14 protein-coding genes are annotated in these 16,051 nt (G+C 69.4%); 8 read left to right on the plus strand and 6 right to left on the minus strand.

The annotated features are described in order from the left end of the window. From JHD80_RS23605 to JHD80_RS23615, 3 genes are all read right to left on the minus strand, one after another. The coding region (locus tag JHD80_RS23605; protein WP_282568431.1) for a thiolase family protein at positions 1 to 546 on the minus strand (546 nt) is incomplete at its 3' end. Positions 547 to 683: 137 nt separating this feature from the next. Next, positions 684 to 2,471, minus strand: a complete 1,788-nt coding sequence (locus JHD80_RS23610) for an acyl-CoA dehydrogenase C-terminal domain-containing protein (protein WP_199092419.1) — start codon at positions 2,469 to 2,471, stop codon at positions 684 to 686. Positions 2,472 to 2,806: 335 nt separating this feature from the next. Further along, on the minus strand, positions 2,807 to 3,265 hold the full coding sequence (locus JHD80_RS23615; protein WP_248311743.1) for a MerR family transcriptional regulator: 459 nt from the start codon (positions 3,263 to 3,265) through the stop codon (positions 2,807 to 2,809). 354 nt (positions 3,266 to 3,619) lie between these two features. Here JHD80_RS23615 and JHD80_RS23620 point away from each other — a divergent pair, with 354 nt between their 5' ends. The 3 genes from JHD80_RS23620 to JHD80_RS23630 all read left to right on the plus strand — a co-directional run bounded on the left by JHD80_RS23620 (position 3,620) and on the right by JHD80_RS23630 (position 9,132). Next, complete coding sequence (locus tag JHD80_RS23620; RefSeq protein WP_199092421.1) at positions 3,620 to 6,970, plus strand: SEL1-like repeat protein; 3,351 nt, start codon at positions 3,620 to 3,622, stop codon at positions 6,968 to 6,970. 465 nt (positions 6,971 to 7,435) lie between these two features. Next, positions 7,436 to 8,365 carry a TSUP family transporter gene (locus tag JHD80_RS23625; RefSeq protein WP_199092423.1) on the plus strand — a complete coding sequence of 310 codons (930 nt, stop codon included), beginning with the start codon at positions 7,436 to 7,438 and terminating at the stop codon, positions 8,363 to 8,365. Beyond that, entirely contained in the window at positions 8,362 to 9,132 is a 771-nt protein-coding gene (locus JHD80_RS23630) for a TIGR02186 family protein (RefSeq protein WP_199092425.1), read from the plus strand. The genes JHD80_RS23625 and JHD80_RS23630 overlap by 4 nt, the downstream gene beginning before the upstream one ends. Here JHD80_RS23630 and JHD80_RS23635 read toward each other — a convergent pair. Continuing rightward, entirely contained in the window at positions 9,129 to 10,367 is a 1,239-nt protein-coding gene (locus tag JHD80_RS23635; RefSeq protein WP_199092427.1) for a molybdopterin molybdotransferase MoeA, read from the minus strand. The genes JHD80_RS23630 and JHD80_RS23635 overlap by 4 nt on opposite strands. 151 nt (positions 10,368 to 10,518) lie before the next feature. On the opposite strand from JHD80_RS23635, the gene JHD80_RS23640 reads away from it, so the two are divergent. The 3 genes from JHD80_RS23640 to JHD80_RS23650 all read left to right on the plus strand — a co-directional run bounded on the left by JHD80_RS23640 (position 10,519) and on the right by JHD80_RS23650 (position 12,396). Next, entirely contained in the window at positions 10,519 to 10,776 is a 258-nt protein-coding gene (locus tag JHD80_RS23640; RefSeq protein ID WP_465246552.1) for a sulfurtransferase TusA family protein, read from the plus strand. A 27-nt stretch (positions 10,777 to 10,803) separates the two neighbouring features. After that, on the plus strand, positions 10,804 to 11,919 hold the full coding sequence (locus JHD80_RS23645; protein WP_199092429.1) for a P-loop NTPase: 1,116 nt from the start codon (positions 10,804 to 10,806) through the stop codon (positions 11,917 to 11,919). A gap of 75 nt (positions 11,920 to 11,994) precedes the next feature. Continuing rightward, positions 11,995 to 12,396 (plus strand): SRPBCC family protein, encoded by a 402-nt coding sequence (locus JHD80_RS23650; protein WP_199092431.1) that lies wholly within the window; start codon positions 11,995 to 11,997, stop codon positions 12,394 to 12,396. 8 nt (positions 12,397 to 12,404) lie between these two features. On the opposite strand, the gene mobA is transcribed toward JHD80_RS23650, so the two are convergent. Beyond that, the gene (mobA, locus tag JHD80_RS23655; RefSeq protein WP_199092433.1) at positions 12,405 to 13,022 is read right to left on the minus strand and encodes a molybdenum cofactor guanylyltransferase MobA; all 618 of its coding nucleotides are present in this window, start codon (positions 13,020 to 13,022) and stop codon (positions 12,405 to 12,407) included. Positions 13,023 to 13,035: 13 nt separating this feature from the next. Then, a complete protein-coding gene (locus tag JHD80_RS23660) occupies positions 13,036 to 13,551 on the minus strand; it encodes a DUF2478 domain-containing protein (protein ID WP_199092434.1) in 516 nt (171 codons plus the stop codon). A gap of 238 nt (positions 13,552 to 13,789) precedes the next feature. Between JHD80_RS23660 and JHD80_RS23665 the strand changes: the two genes are divergently transcribed. Together JHD80_RS23665 and JHD80_RS23670 are read left to right on the plus strand one after the other, a co-directional pair. Continuing rightward, positions 13,790 to 15,046 (plus strand): peptide ABC transporter permease, encoded by a 1,257-nt coding sequence (locus JHD80_RS23665; protein WP_199092435.1) that lies wholly within the window; start codon positions 13,790 to 13,792, stop codon positions 15,044 to 15,046. A gap of 83 nt (positions 15,047 to 15,129) precedes the next feature. Continuing rightward, the coding region (locus tag JHD80_RS23670) for a threonine ammonia-lyase (RefSeq protein ID WP_199092436.1) at positions 15,130 to 16,051 on the plus strand (922 nt) is incomplete at its 3' end.

The raw sequence follows: 16,051 nt of genomic DNA on the forward strand, positions 1-16,051 counted from the left end.
GGCCCAGGCCTTTGCGGCACGCTGGTGCGAGCGCACGGCGAAGGCGTCGACATCGTCGCGCGAGAAGCCGTACTTGGTGGCGATCAGGTCTGCGGCGACGCCCTGCGGCATGAAATAGGTATCGATCGCGACCGACGGATCGACCGCGATACCGAAGCCCGAGGCACCCATGCCGACGCGCGACATCGACTCGACGCCGCCGCCGATCGCCATCTCCTTCTGACCGGACATGACCTGCGCCGCGGCGAGGTTCACCGCATCGAGGCCCGAGGCGCAGAAGCGGTTGATCTGGACGCCCGGCACTTCCTTGCCGTAGCCGGCCTTGAGCGCGACGGTGCGGGCGATATCGGCGCCGGCCTCGCCGACCGGATCGACGCAGCCCATCACCACGTCCTCGACGAGGAGCGGATCGAGACCGTTGCGGTCCTTGATCGCGCGCAGAGCCTGGGTGCCGAGCTCGATAGCCGTGACTTCGTGGAGCGAGCCGTCGGCCTTGCCCTTGCCGCGCGGCGTCCGGACGTGGTCGTAGATGAATGCGTCTGCCATTTGGTGGCCTCCCGGGGCGCCGTCGGACGGCGCGTTCTGGTGCCGGACGTCATGGTCGGGCTTGACCCGACCATCTCGTCATCCAGCAAGTTCTGCAAGAGATGCCCGGGTCAAGCCCGGGCATGACGGCGTTTTCGTCAGAACTGCTCGACGCTCAGCGCCATGGTCGTATCCGAACCGGAGGTGATCCGCGCCAGATGGGCGGCGGTTTCCGGCAAGGTGCGCTCCATGAAGAAGCGGGCCGTGACCAGCTTGGCGCTCATCCGCTCGTCGGCACCGGCCTTGAGCTTCTCCTGCGCGGCCTTGGCCATCTTCACCCACATGTAGCCGAGCGAGACGAGGCCGAGCAGGTGCATGAAGTCGCTGGCGCCGGCGCCGGCATTGTCGGGCTTGGCGAGCGCATTGTTCATGAACCACATCGCCGCCTGCTGGAGATGGCCCAGTGAAACCTGCAAAGGCCCGAGCAGCGGCTTGAGCGCCTCGTCCTCGGCATTCTCCTTCAGGAAACCACCGACCTCGTTGAAGAAGGCCATGATGCCGCGGCCGCCGTCGCGGCCGAGCTTGCGGCCGACGAGGTCCATGGCCTGCACGCCGTTGGCGCCCTCGTAAATCATGGCGATGCGGGCATCGCGGACGAACTGCTCGACGCCGGTCTCGGCGATGTAGCCATGGCCGCCGAACATCTGCTGCGCCTTCACGGCGTTGTCGAAGCCGATATCGGTGAGCACGCCCTTGAGTACCGGGGTCATCAGGCCGAGCTGGTCGTCGGCCGCCTGACGCTCGGCCGCGTCGCCGGAGCGATGGGCGATGTCCGACTTCAGCGCGTTCCAGAGCACGAAGGCGCGGGCCGCCTCGTTGAAGGCCTTAATCGACATCAGCGTGCGGCGCACGTCGGGATGGACGATGATCGGATCGGCCGGCTTGGCGGGCTCCTTGGCGCCGGTCAGCGCGCGGCCCTGCAGGCGCTCCTTGGCATAGGCGACGGCGTTCTGATAGGCGACCTCGGACTGGGCGAGGCCCTGGATCGCGACGCCGAGGCGGGCCTCGTTCATCATCACGAACATGGCGTTGAGGCCCTTGTTCTCCGCCCCGACCAGCCAGCCCTGCGCGCCGTCATAGTTCATGACACAGGTGGCATTGCCGTGGATGCCCATCTTGTGCTCGATCGAGCCGCAGGACACGCCGTTATTCGCGCCGACCGAGCCGTCCGCGCCCAGCTTGTTGCGCGGCACCACGAAGAGCGAGATGCCCTTCACGCCGGCCGGCGCGCCTTCGATGCGGGCGAGCACGAGATGGACGATGTTCTCGGTGATGTCCTGCTCGCCGGCGGAGATGAAGATCTTGGTGCCGGAGATGGCGTAGGAGCCGTCGCTGTTCGGCACGGCCTTGGTCTTGAGCAGGCCGAGATCGGTGCCGCAATGCGGTTCGGTCAGGTTCATGGTGCCCGACCAGGTGCCGTCGATCATCTTCGGCAGATAGGTGCGCTTGATCTCGTCGGAGCCGTGGACATAGAGCGCGGCGATCGCGCCCATGGTCAGGCCCGGATACATGGCGAAGGCCATGTTCGCGGCCGAGGCGTATTCGTTCATCACGGCGCCGAGCGTGTAGGGCAGGCCCTGGCCGCCATATTCGGGGTCCATGGCAAGGCCGATCCAGCCGCCGCCGGCATAGGCCTCATAGGCCTCCTTGAAGCCCTTCGGCGTGGTGACGCGACCATCGGCATGGCGGGTGCAGCCTTCCTGGTCGCCGGACCAGTTGATCGGCTGAAGGACTTCCTCGCAGAGCTTGGCACCCTCGCCGAGCACGGCCTCGATCACGTCCGCGGACGCGTCGGCGAAGCCCGGCAGGTTGTTGTAGCGCTCGATGTTGAAGACGTCGTTGAGCAGGAAAAGCGTGTCGTCGACGGGTGCCTTGTAGACCGGCATCTGATCCTCCCTCTCGTCGCAAAGGCGGCGCCTGATCGCTGTCGCCGCATCAAGATAGTTCATATATAAACAATCTCGGCGAAGTTGCAACTGTGACGATGCGATTTTGTCGTCGCCCGGATGGCGGGAGCGTGACGCGACCATAAAAAAAGCCCCGGCGGAGCCGGGGCTTTGAGGATGCTGGCGTCATCCCGTGCGCGCTGCGGCGCGCAGTGCCGCTGCGCAGACACGGGACCGTCCTCAGAAAAGAGGCCCTTCGTCATGCGATCCCGCATCTGCGCAGCAGCGTTTCACGCTACGGCGCGTGCGGGATGACCCACCTCGGAAAGCGCCGCTCATGCCTTCGGCATACGCGAGAGCGAAGCTTCGAGCTCGGCGATCGCGCCCTCGATCTCGCTGCGCTGGCTGCGCAGCAGGTCAAGCTGCTCGACGATCTGGTCGCGGCTGAGCTGGAGGCCGCCGACGGAAGCGGCCGTGTCGCCGGCCGTCCCCTTCTTGTCCTCGTTGGCCAGCATGGCGCGGATTTCGACGAGCGTGAAACCAAGCTGCTTGCCCTTGAGGATCAGGGCGAGGCGAGCGCGGTCACGCGCCGAATAGATGCGCGTCATGCCGGAACGGCTCGGCGCGATCAGGCCCCGCGACTCGTAGAAGCGGAGCGTGCGCAACGTCACGCCGAAGTCGCGGGCGAGATCGCTGATGGTGAAATCGCCGGCCTGGTCGGCATCGGCGGAGTCGGCGGGGGAGCGGGTTTCATGAATCGAGGAACCCGCCATAGCCAAGCTTTGGCGTGACATGAAAGCTGCAATCCTTGCGATTGGATCGAATCGCCGGCCCATATGGCGGCACCGATCGAGACCCAGTGATAGGGTCGCAGCTCTCGCTGCGTCAGGTAATACGTCGTTCCGGCGGGGTAAGTTACCGTTACATGCCCGGAAAACACGGCTGCCAAACGGCATTCGGAGAAAATTAACGATCCAGCCGCGGTTGTTAACCCGCTGTTTACCATGCCGGCCAAATGTCGGGAACGCGCATCGGCGTCGTGGCTTCGTCAACGGTATCTTCACGATCTGCCAAGGTTCGCGCGGAAGGCGACGGCATCAGGGGGCCTCGCCTGCCGCTGACAAGGTTCCCCTTAGGCGAGCGAGATCATGGCCAATAGCTTGCCCTGGAGCGTGAAGGGCGTCGACCCCCGGACACGCGATGCGGCGAAGGCAGCGGCGCGCCGGGCTGGCATGACGCTGGGCGAATGGCTCGACCACAAGATCCGCGACGAGAGCGACGAGGGGAGCGCCCCGGAGGCGCCGGAACAGCTCGACATCGCCGCACTGTCCGAGCGGCTCGCCCGCCTGTCGCAGGGCCGGACCGATACCGCGCCGCGTCAGCCGGCGCCGGGCCCGTCGCGCGAGGCGATCGACGGCCTCGTGAGCCACGCCGCCGCGCTCGAAAGCCTGACCCGCGAAGCCAATGCCCGCACCGCAGGCGCCCTGGATTCGATCACCCGCTGGATCGAGAAGACGGAAGACCGCCTGTCGTCGAGCGAGCGCGGCTCCGCCGAGCGCCAGGAGCGCGCGACCAACGTCATCGCCGACGCGATCAAGACGATGGGCGAGCGCATCGCCGAAATCGAGCGCCGCAACCTCGAGGCGCAGCAGCCCCGCGCGGAACAGGCGCCCCGCCTCGCCTTCAGCCGCGAGGGCCTCGCCGCCGCCGTCACGGATATCCGCACGCGCCAGCGCTTCCTCGATACCGACGAGGCCATGGCCTCCCGGCCGGCTGCGGTCGCACCGGAGCGCATTTCGGCGCTGCGCGAGGATCTGCGCGAGATCGGCTCCCGCCTCTCCCATGAAAGCCGCCGGCCCATCCCGCCGCAGCGGCCAGCCGCCCCGATGCGCGTCGACACGAGCGCGATCGAGGCCAAGATCGGCCTCCTGGCCGAGCGCCTCGACCAATTGGACCGGCACGACCAGTTCGAACCCCTGCTGAAGCCGCTCACCCGGATCGAGGCGGAAGTCTCGCGGCTGTCGCAGGACCGGGCCGGCGAGAGCTACCAGCGCTTCCAGCTCGAGATCGCGCATCTCGCCGCCAAGGTCGACGCGCTGGCGACCCGTGGCGGCCAGGTCACCAACCTTGATCCGATTCGGCGCGATATCGCGGAACTCCGCGACATCCTCGGCGCCGGCGGCCAGGACCACAAGCTCGACGAGCTTTCCCAGCAGGTCGCGACGCTCGGTTTCGAGATCGGCCGGCTACGCGACGTCCGCCCCGACATGGGCGAGATGCGCAGCCTGGCGAACGCCATTGACGACGTGCGCGGCGTGGTGCTGTCGCAGCGCGGCGAGTTCCCCGGTGCGGGCCTGCTGACCTCGCTTTCCACCCAGATCGACGCACTGACGCGTAAGTTCGACGAGGTCGCCACCCAGAAGCTGGACGAGGGCAACGCCTCCCGGCAGAGCGACTACCTCGCCAGCCGCATCGACTCGCTGCAACAGCGCATCGACCTGCTTGCCGAGCAGGGGCCGTCCGCCGTCACGCGCCAGATCGAAGCTCTGTCCGACCGGATCGAAAGCCTCGCCGCTTCGAGCCAGTTGACCCGGATGGTGGGCGAAGGCGCGGCGCCGATCGATCTCAACCCGATCGAGCAGATGCTGAAGCATCTCGCCGAGAAGATCGACGAAGCCGGCGCGCCCGGTGCGAACGCCGAATCCTTCGATGCCCTCGAACGGCAGATCTCCGGCATCGCCAGCCGCCTCGACGAGGCGTCCGCGACCCGCTCGGCCGAGAACGGCATGGAGCGCACGCTGCAGGACCTCGTGGTGCACCTGCGCTCGATGCGCGAGGAGACGGCCGCCGAGCGCGCCGCCCTCGTCCAGGCGGCGAACACGGCGGCGTCCGGCAAGGGCATCGCCGAGCTGTCGAGCCTGGTCACCGGTCTGCGCGACACGCATGTCTCCTCGGACAGCCAGACGCGCGATGCCATCGGCGCCGTCCACGGCTCGCTCGACCTGATCATGTCGCGGCTCGCGAGCCTCGAGGCCGAACTGCAGGGCGAGCGCCGCCCTCCGGCCGGCACCCTGGCTGCGGCCATGCGCGGCGAAGCCCCGCGTGCCGGCGCCGTGCCTGCCTCCACGCGCGAGATCCCCGGCCTGTCGGTCGGTGCTGCCGCGCAGGATCGTTTCGCCGGATCGGCCGGGGAGCCCGCCCGCACCGAGCCGAGCCTCTCGGCCAGCACGGCCTTCGACATGCCGCTGGAGCCCGGCTCCGGCCGTCCGCGCCCGGAGGCCGCCGCCACTGTCGGCCAGGATGCGCAATCGGTCCGCCAGAGCCTCATCGCCGCCGCGCGCCGCTCGGCCAAGGCCGCCAGCGAGGCCGCCGCCTCCGCGCCCTCCCCCACGGCCGAGCCCGCGACCAAGAGCCCCGGCCGGATCAAGGAGATCCTGGAGAAGCGCAAGCGCCCGCTGCTGCTCGGCCTTGCCGCGCTGATCCTCGCCATGGGCACCGCGCATCTCGTCACGACCTCGCTGCGCGGCGACGGCAACAAGGCCGCCAATAACGAGGCGCGCAGCCTGATCGCGCCGCCCGCCGCCCAGCCCGAAGCGCCGGCCGCACCGGTGCAGCCCCCCGCCAAGGACCAGTCCTCCGCGCTGCCCGCCGCCCCGCAGGACGCCCCCGTCCAACCGGCTGCGAACAATGCCGCGCCCGAACGGTCCGTCACCGCGGCCGCCGCCCCCACTACCCCGCCTGCTGCCGAAGCCGCTCCTGTCGCGGCGCCGGCCGCTCCGGCGGAACAGATCCAGGTCGTGACCGGGATCGGCGACCTGCCGGCCGGGTTCGGCAGCGCCGGGCTGCGCAAGGCGGCTCAGGACGGCGATGCGCGCGCGGTCTACGAGCTGGCGAGCAAGGCCGCCGACGGTCCGGCCAACCAGCGCGACCCCAAGCTGGCGCTGCGCCTGTTCGAGCGTGCCGCGGTCGCGGGTCTTGCGCCGGCCCAGTTCCGCGTCGGCAACATGTTCGAGAAGGGCATCGGCACGCAGCGCGACCTCGGCCTCGCCCGGATCTGGTACCAGCGCGCGGCCGAGCGCGGCAACGCCAAGGCGATGCACAACCTCGCCGTGCTCCATGCCGAGGGGGTCTCCGGCAAGCCGGACTACGCCCTGGCGACGGAGTGGTTCCGCCGCGCCGCCGAGTTCGGCGTTCGCGACAGCCAGTACAACCTCGCCGTGCTGCTCGGACGCGGCCTCGGCGCGCCGACCGACCTCGCCCAGTCCTTCGTCTGGTTCTCGGTCGCGGCGATCCAGGGCGACGAGGATGCCGGCCGCAAGCGCGACGAGGTGGCCCAGCGCCTGAAGCCGGAAGATCTCGCCGCCGCCAAGGGGCTGGCGGCCAACTGGAAGCCGAAGACGCTCGACGCCGCCGCCAACGAAGTCACCCCGCCGGCCAAGGGTTGGGACCCGCAGCCGACCGCAGCGGTGGCGAAGCCCGCCAAGCCGTCCCGAAGCTGAGCGGCGTTGCGCGACGTCATGCTTTCGACGTGTTGACGCGAGACCAAGAACAATCGTTTCCTAGGGCGGGCCGGAAGCGGCCCGTCTTTCCTTTTCAGGAACCTGCCTTTTTCAGGACCTTGTCCAAGAGCCTCTGCCAAAACCCGGAGGGATCTCGATGGGCTTTGGAGGAGCCGCATGCCAGGAGGAGCGCGCAGCCGATATCCTTCGATATCGGCAAGTCGGTCCGACGCCGCAGGCGGTCCACCAAAGCCCACCTCCGGCGCCGGGAATTCGACCGTCCACGGCGTCGCGGCGCTTGCCGATACCAACGGTATCGGCTTCACCCCGCTCCTGGCGGAGCGGACGAATTGCCGGCGTCGAGACCCCTCCGGGTTTTGGCAGAGGCTCTTAACCCGGACAGCCTAGTCTGGGACCCATCAGGCGCAGGCCAGCGGCCAAGCGCCCGCCTTGCGAGGGGTAAGCGTGCAGATCTACCTGCCGATCGCCGAGCTGCCGATCAGCGTGCTGATGGTTCTCGGCCTGAGTGGTGCGGTGGGCTTCATCTCCGGCCTGTTCGGCGTCGGCGGCGGCTTCCTGCTGACGCCGCTGCTGATCTTCCTCGACATTCCGCCGGCCGTGGCGGTCGCGACCGTCGCGGCACAGGTCGCGGGCTCCTCGATGACCGGCGTGCTGACCTATCTCCGGCGCAGGGCGCTCGACCTCAAGCTCGGCAGCGTGCTGGTCAGCGGCGGCATCCTCGGAACCGTGCTGGGCGTGCTGTTTTTCAACACGATGAAGCGGCTCGGCCAGCTCGAGCTCGTGATCACGCTGTCCTATGTCACGCTGTTCTCGATCATCGGCGGGCTGATGCTCTACGACGCGCTGCGGGCCATGCTGCGCGTCCGGGCCGGCAAGCCGGCGCGCCTGAAGCGGCGCGGCGGCATGCATCCCTGGTGGATGGGGCTGCCCTTCCGCGTGCGCTTCTACCGCTCCGGCCTGTATTGCAGCGTCATTCCCATCGCACTGCTCGCGGTGATCATCGGCTTCATCGGCGCCGTACTCGGCGTCGGCGGCGGCTTCATCCTTGTGCCCGGCCTGATCTATTTCTTCCGGATTCCGCCTGCGGTCGTGGTCGGAACCTCGCTGTTCCAGATCCTGGTGACGATGACGGGTGCCACGCTGCTGCACGCGGTCACCAACCAGTCGGTCGATATCGTGCTGGCCGTGTTGCTGCTGGTCGGCGGCGTGATCGGCGCGCAGTTCGGCGGCCGCGCGGCACGCAACCTCAATGTCGAATCCTTCCGCCTGCTATTGGCCCTGCTGATCCTGTCGGTCGGCCTGCGCTTCGCCATCGAGCTCTTCATTCCGCCCAGCGAGCCCTTCTCGGTCGTCCTGCCGGAGAGTTCGCGATGAGACGGCTCGCCATACTCCTCGCCGCCCTCGCCATCGGACTTACGGTTTCGGACGCGCGAGCCGAGACGCTGATCGCGGCGATGTCGAGCCACCAGATCCAGATCACCTCGAACTATACCGGCAGCCAGCTCACCGTGTTCGGGCTGGTCGAGCGCGACGGCCGGACGGTGGCGCGCGGCGATCCCTACGACATCATCGTCACCGTGCGCGGGCCGCGCCGCATGCTGCTGGTGCGCGAGAAGGAGCGGCTCGGCCCGATCTGGATCAACCGGACGCAGCGGCGTTTCCCGGACAACCCGGTCTTCCTGCATGTCGCCAGCAACCGGCCGATCGCGGAGATGATGTCGAACGAGACGGCGCAGCGCGAGCGCATCGGCCTCGCCAATGCCGAGCGGCCCGCCGGCACCTGGGTCGATCTCGATCCCGGCGCGCGCCGCTTCCGCGACAGCCTTGTCCGCATCATGCAGGCCAAGGACCTCTACGGCTACGAGGAGCGCGGCGTCACCTTCCTGTCGAGCGCGCTGTTCAGCGCGCCGGTCGACATCCCCGCGACGGCGCCGACCGGATCCTACACCGTCGACATCGTGCTCTATTCCGGCGGCGTGCCATTGGCGCGACAGCAGACGAATTTCGAGGTGATCAAGTCCGGGATCGAGCAACGGCTGGCCTCCGGCGCCTATGACTGGGCCGTGCTGTACGGCCTCGCCACGGTGCTGCTGGCGCTCTTCCTCGGCTGGGGCGCGAGCGTGATCTTCCGGCGCGACTAGAGAAGCTCGGCGTAGGGAAGGAAGGGGGCTAAATCGCCCGCTTTCACCTGCGTGATATCCTCGGCCAGAACGACGAGCCCGTCCGATTGCGCGAGCGACGCGAGTGAACCGGCACCCTCGCCGGGGTGTCTGCGCGCAACGATGCCGTCAGCATCCCGCTCCAGCGACACCCGCAGGAACTCGCGACGACCCGGTTTCCGGGCGTGCGTGAAGCCCAGCCTGACCGGCCAGGCGGCCGGAGAAACATAGGTTTCACCCGCCAGCCGGGCGAGCAGCGGACGGGCGACGAAGGCGAAACCGACGAAGACCGCGACAGGATTGCCGGGCAAGCCGACGAAAGGCGTGCCGGCAACGCTGCCGATCGCGATCGGCTTGCCGGGCTTGATCGCCACGCGCCAGAGATCGAGCCCGCCACAGGCCAGCACCGCATCCCTGACATGATCGGCCTCGCCGACCGAGACGCCGCCCGAGGTCAGGACGAGATCGCAACCGGTCGCAGCCTCGCGCAGCCGTTGCTCCAGGCCTTCGGCATCGTCGCGCAGGATGCCGAGGTCGACGATCTCTGCGCCGGCACGCACCAGCATGGCGTGCAGCATCGCCCGGTTGGCGTCGTAGATCGCGCCGGGGCCGAGCGGCCGGCCGGGCTCGGTGAGCTCGTCGCCGGTCGAGAACAGCGCCACGCGCGGGCGGCGGCGCACGGGGACCTCAGCCAATCCGAGCGCGGCCAGCAGGCCGAGGTCCGGCGGGCGCAGACGCCGCCCGGCCGGGAGGGCCTCCTGCCCGCACGCGACATCCTCGCCGGCCAGGCGCAGATTTGCGCCGCGTCGGAGGCCTGCCGGCATAGTGACCACGCCGTCGCTCGCGACGACATCCTCCTGCATCACGATGGTGTCCGCCCCCTCGGGGACCGGTGCGCCGGTGAAGATGCGCCAGGCGCCGTGATCCAGGCGCGCCGGAGCCTCGCCGGCCAGCGTTCGGCCCTGGACCGGCAGGCTGGTCGCGCCCGCGGCGGCGAGATCGGCGAAGCGGATGGCATAGCCGTCCACTGCGGAATTGGCGAAGGGAGGCAGGTCGAGCCTGGCAACGACCGCCTCAGCCAGGACATGGCCGTCGGCGGCGGCGAGAGGCAATTTCAAGGTCTCTGCGACGGGGTCCACGCGCGAGACCGCGCCGGCTGCCGCCTCGTCGAGCGTGACGAGCCCGGAATCGGTGCGGCCGTCGCCCAACCGCGCCATCACGCCCCTCGCCTGTTTCGGCCGCCTGATCGCATCGCCGCCCGCTTCCTCCCGATCGATGGCTCTTCATCGTCGCCGCCGCAGATGGGGTCAAGCATGCTGCGGCAAGGCGGCGGTTGCAGCGCGCCGAACAGCCGTCCTATGAAGCAGCATGACGATGATGGCCCCAGCCGGCACGACCCTCGCTCCGATCCCGCTCGATCTGCGCGGGCTTAAATGCCCGCTCCCGGTGCTGCGCGTCCGCAAGGCCCTGATCGCCGCGCCGGCCGGCAGCCTCATTATCGTGCAATGCACCGACCCGATGGCGGCGATCGACCTGCCGAACCTCGCGCGGGAAACCGGCGACAGCATCGAGCGGCAGGGGGATGCGGATGGCGCCCTCGTCTTCCATATCCGCAAGGCGGCCTGAGACCGCGAGCCAACGGAGTCCAGCGACGTGACCGTATCCCAAGCCGATGTCCTGCGGGCGCTCGAACTGGTGAAGCTGCCGGCGAGCGGGCAATCGCTCGCCGCCTCCGGCCGGATCGGCGACATCCTCGTCGATGGCAGCAAGGTGATCTTCGCGATCCGCATCGACGCGACCGAAGCGGCGGCGATGGAGCCTGTGCGCAAGGCGGCCGAGAGCGCCGTCGGAGGCCTGCCCGGCGTGACGCAGGTGCTGGTCGGGCTGACCGCGGACAAGGCCGGCCCATCGGCCGGCATGCAAGCACGCCAGCAGGCGCAGCGCCCCGGGCCGGGCGGCGCGCCGAGACCCGCCGGCGTGCCGGGCGTGAAGCAGATCATCGCCGTCGCCAGCGGCAAGGGCGGCGTCGGCAAGTCGACGACCGCGGCCAATCTCGCCGTGGCGCTCTCGACGCTCGGCCTCAAGGTCGGCGTGCTCGATTCCGACATTTACGGGCCGTCCATGCCGAAGATCTTCGGCATCACCGGCAAACCGCAGATCGTCTCGGGCCGGACGCTCGCGCCGATGGAGGCCTATGGGCTCAAGGTCATGTCGATCGGCTTCCTCGTCGACGAGGAAACGCCGATGATCTGGCGCGGGCCGATGGTGATCTCGGCGATCACCCAGATGCTGCGCGAGGTCGCCTGGGGCGATCTCGACGTGCTCGTCGTCGACATGCCGCCCGGTACCGGCGACGCTCAGCTTACGCTGGCGCAGCAGGTGCCGCTCGCGGGGGCCGTCATCGTCTCCACGCCGCAGGACCTCGCCTTGCTCGATGCGCGCCGCGGCGTCGCGATGTTCCGGAAGGTCGCGGTGCCGATCCTCGGCCTCGTCGAGAACATGAGCTATTTCACCTGCCCGGCCTGCGGGCACCGCTCCGACATCTTCGCCCATGGCGGCGCCCGGCACGAGGCCGAGCGGCTCGGCATCCCCTTCCTCGGCGAAATCCCGCTCGCCATGCCGATCCGCGAGACCTCGGACGGCGGCCGGCCGATCGTAGCGAGCGATCCGCAAAGCGCGCATGCCAAGGCTTATGTCGCGCTGGCCCGGCAGGTGCAGGTCGGCCTCGGCGGCGCCACACGGGCTGCTCCGCGCATCGTCATCGAATAGGGCGCAAGGTGCCGGCTGCTTGACACGCTCAATATTTTGTTCTTCTTTTGTTCTAAACAAAAGAAGGATGCAGCCATGGCCGTCCATCGTGCCCGCCATATCGGGATCGGCATCGACCGCCCGGCAGAGGAGGTCTATGCCTTCCTCGCCGAGCCCGCGAATTTCCCGCGCTGGGCGGAGGGTCTCGGCCATAGCTTCGTGCCGGTCGAAGGCATGACCTGGCGGGCGGAGACGCCGATGGGGCCGATGCGCATCCTGTTCAGCGAGCCCAACAATCACGGGGTGCTCGACCATGCCGTGATCCCCGAGCATGGACCGGTCATGCACAACCCGATGCGCGTCGTCGCCAATGGCGACGGAGCCGAGGTCGTCTTCACGCTGTTCCAGCGCGACGGCATGTCCGACGACGAGATGGCGCGCGACGCGGCCATGGTCAGCCGAGACCTCGCGGCGCTGAAGGTGCTTCTGGAGGGGTAAGGCGCCGGTCAGGCGCGACTCGCCGCCAGCCGCTCCGCTTCGGCGAGGTCCTCGGGCGTGTTGACGTTGAAGAAGGGGTCGATCGGCTTGGCCGGCCATTCCGCGACCGCAACGCCGTAGCCTTCCGTCCAGCGGCCGATCTTTCGTTCGCCCGCGGCCAAGGCCCGGCGCAGATCCTGCCGCAGCGCGAGAGGCCAAAGACCGATGGCGTGATGCTGCCGCCCTCCCGAGGCGGCGCAGGCGAGCGGCGTCCCCGCCGCGACGCGCGCCTGATGCAGGCGGGAGGCGAGATTGTCCGGAATGAAGGGCGTATCGGCGGCGACGCTGAGCAGCCAATCGATCTGCGGCCGATGCGCCGCGATCCAGTCGAGCCCTGCGAGGATGCCCGCGAGCGGCCCCGCGAAATCCGGCACGCTATCGGCGACGACCGGCAGGCCGAACCCGGCGAGGCGCGCGGGATCGCCATTGGCATTGAGCAGGAGGTCGTCGCACGGACCCTGCAGGCGCTCGACGACGTGGCTCAGGATCGGCCGGCCGGCGAGCGGCTTCAGCGCCTTGTCGCCGCCGCCCATCCGCCGGGCAAGACCGCCCGCGAGGATCAGGCCGATGGTCGGCGGCTGCGTCATACCCCGATCGGTCTCAGGCCGCGACGGCGGTCACGGCCAGCGCCCAGCGCTCGACCGCTTCCTCATCGGGCGGCAACTCCAGCCAGTCGTCGCCGGCGAAATCGCGCCAGGCCAGCAGGAAGTCGCTGCGCACCGCGATCAGCAGCGGCAGGCCCGCGAGCAGCGCGCCGGCGATCTCCTGGCGCAGCCCCTCGCCCAGGGCCTCCTGCTTGCCGAAGCGGTTGACGATCACGAGATCGGCGCGCCCGGCCGATGCCTCGGAGAACGCCGCCGCCGCGGCGGCGAGCCCGGCCGCATCGAGATGGCAGCCCGCGGCGCCGGAGCCGAGATCCTGGCTGATCGGGAAACGTCGGCCGGTCGCGACATCTTCCAGCGACATCGCCATGCAGCGGTCGTCGCAGCCGTCGTCATGATGCTGGACCACGCCGGCCAGGCGCAGGCCCCGCCGCTTCAGCCTGTCGACGAGGACGTGCATAACGGCATCGATCGCAAAGCCGCTCGCAAAGGGGATGGCTGCCAGCATGGTCATGCCGGTTTCTCTCACGAACACCGGCGCTTCGCCAGAGCCGCGGTGCCGCACGCGTCGTAGGGCAGCCGCAAGCACCTGCGCGGAGCCGGCACGGCCGCAGGCCCATCAGATGCCATCAAAACAGCCTCCCACTGTTGCGCCGCACCTACAGTCGAGCGCGCTTGCGCCCGCTAGGGTGGCAGCGGCTCATCCCGGGCGGCCGGGCAGGCCGAGAGGCTGTCAGGACCCGCCGGAACGCATGATCCGCAACAACGCCCAAACACCGCTCGATCCGGCGACCGACGCCGCGCTGCTGCTGCGTCGCATCGGCTTCGGCACGCTGGCGCTCGTCCTGCCGCTCGCCGCACTGGTCTCGCGCCGCGCCGCCGTCGTGCTGGTGCCGATCGGCGTCGCCCTGCTGATCATCGCGACCCTGGTCCAGGAGCCGCGCAAATTCGTGGCGACCCTGCGGGCGCTTCTGGTCAGCCGTCCCGGCCTGATCCTGATCGGCCTGATCGCCTGGGCCTTCCTGTCGCTGGTCTGGAGTCCCTATCCGGCCGCGGCCGTGGAGAAGGCCAGCAATCTGATGCTCGCCGCCATTCTCGGCTTCGTCGGCCTCTCCGCCCTGCCCGAGCGGATGCGCTCGTCGAACCTCAATCTCGTCGCGCTCGGCACCGGCAGCGCTGGCATCTTCGCGCTCGGGCTGATTGCGGTGGCGGCGCTGCGCCATGCCGAGACGCCGCCCGGCGCCGTCGAACGCGGCGTGTCGATCGTGCTCATCATGGCCTGGCCGGCCCTGGCCTGGCTGCTCTCGCGCGAACGCGGCCTGAGCGCGCTGGGCCTCGCCGTCGTCGTGACGCTGCTGGCCCTGACGCGCTTCGAGGACGGCGAGACGATCGCCATGATCTTCGGCGCCGTCGCCTTCGGTGCGGTCACGGCCAATCCCGAGCGCGCCACGAAGATCATCGCGGCGATCGTCGCCGGGCTGATGCTGTTCGCGCCGATCCTGCCCTTCCTGATGGCGCCGCTCGTGCCGATCCTGCCCGACAGCGCCGATGATTTCGCGCAGATGCTTTCGATCTGGGCCGACGTGATCCGGCAATCGCCGATCGAGCTGATCACCGGACATGGCCTCGATACCGTGCTGCGCGGCCAGATGAATGGCATGCTGCCTCAGCCCGCCCCGGCGACGCTGCTGTTCGAAACCTGGTACGAGCTCGGGCTGGTCGGGGCCGCGGCCGGCGCCGCCTGCCTGTATTTCGCGATCCGCGCCGCCGGGCGCATGACCGGCGCGCTCGCCGCAGGCGGCGTCGCCGCCTTCACCACGGCCTTCGCGCTCAGCGTCTTCGGCTTCGCGCCGCTGCTGCCCTGGTGGCTGATGACCTTGACCGCCGTGATGCTGCTCTTCGGCGCCATCGCGCGCGGCCAGTACCGCACCGATCGCCCCGCCGTGCCGCTGCCGACGCGTGCCCCCAATCATACGCGCCCCAAGGCCGGGCAGCCGCCTGCTCCTTAAAAAATGCCGGCGCTTGACGCCCCGGTATCCGGCGCGCTCTCGTGCCGCGGATCAGAATCGCCGCGGTAGAGGATAAGCGCACCATGTCATTCGACGTCACCGCCTTCGACGTCACCCTTGCCGATGTCCAGGCCGCCGCGGCGCGCATCGCCGGCAAAGTCCGCCGCACGCCGACCTTTCACAGCGCGGGGCTGTCCGCGCGGCTCGGCGTCGAAACCTGGGTGAAGGTCGAGAGCCTACAGCTCGGCGGCTCGTTCAAGGTCCGCGGCTGCTACAACAAGATGATGGGGCTGAGCGAAGCGGAGCTGCAGCGCGGCGTCGTCACCGTGTCGGGCGGAAACCATGCGATCGCCGTTTCCCTCGTCGCGCGGGCGGTCGGCACGCAGGCGCTGGTGCTGATGCCGAAGGCGACCCCGGCGCTGAATATCCGCCTGACGGAGCAGGCCGGCGGGCAGGTCGAGCTCTGCGAGGATTCCGTCGCCGCCTTCGCCAAGGCCGAGACTTACGCCGCGCAGGGCATGACCCATGTCCATTCCTATGACGACCCGGCCATCATCGCCGGCCACGGCACGCTCGGCCTCGAAATGGCGGCCGATGCCGGCGGGCGGCTCGACCATGTCTTCATCTCGGTCGGCGGCGGCGGCTTCTCGGCCGGCGTCGGGGCGGCGCTGAAGGGGCTCGACCCGGCCGTGCGCCTGCACGGCGTCGAGACCGAGGGCGCGACGACGATGACGCAGGCGCTCGCCGCCGGCGAACCGGTCGCGATCCGCCCGACCTCGATCGCACGCACGCTCGGCGCCCCCTTCGCGACCAAGCGCACGATGGCTGCGGCGCGGCAGTTCCTCGAGGAGATCGTCGTCGTGCCCGATGCGGACGCCGTCCGCGAAATCGTCTGGGTGCTCCAGAACGGGCGGGTGCTGCTGGAGCCGGCGGCGGCCTGCGTGGTGGCCGCGGCCGTGGCGCGCAAGGACAGCTTCAGGCCCGACGAGCGGGTCTGCCTCGTGC

Source organism: Allobosea sp. ASV33 (assembly GCF_016428755.1).
GTDB lineage: Bacteria > Pseudomonadota > Alphaproteobacteria > Rhizobiales > Beijerinckiaceae > Allobosea.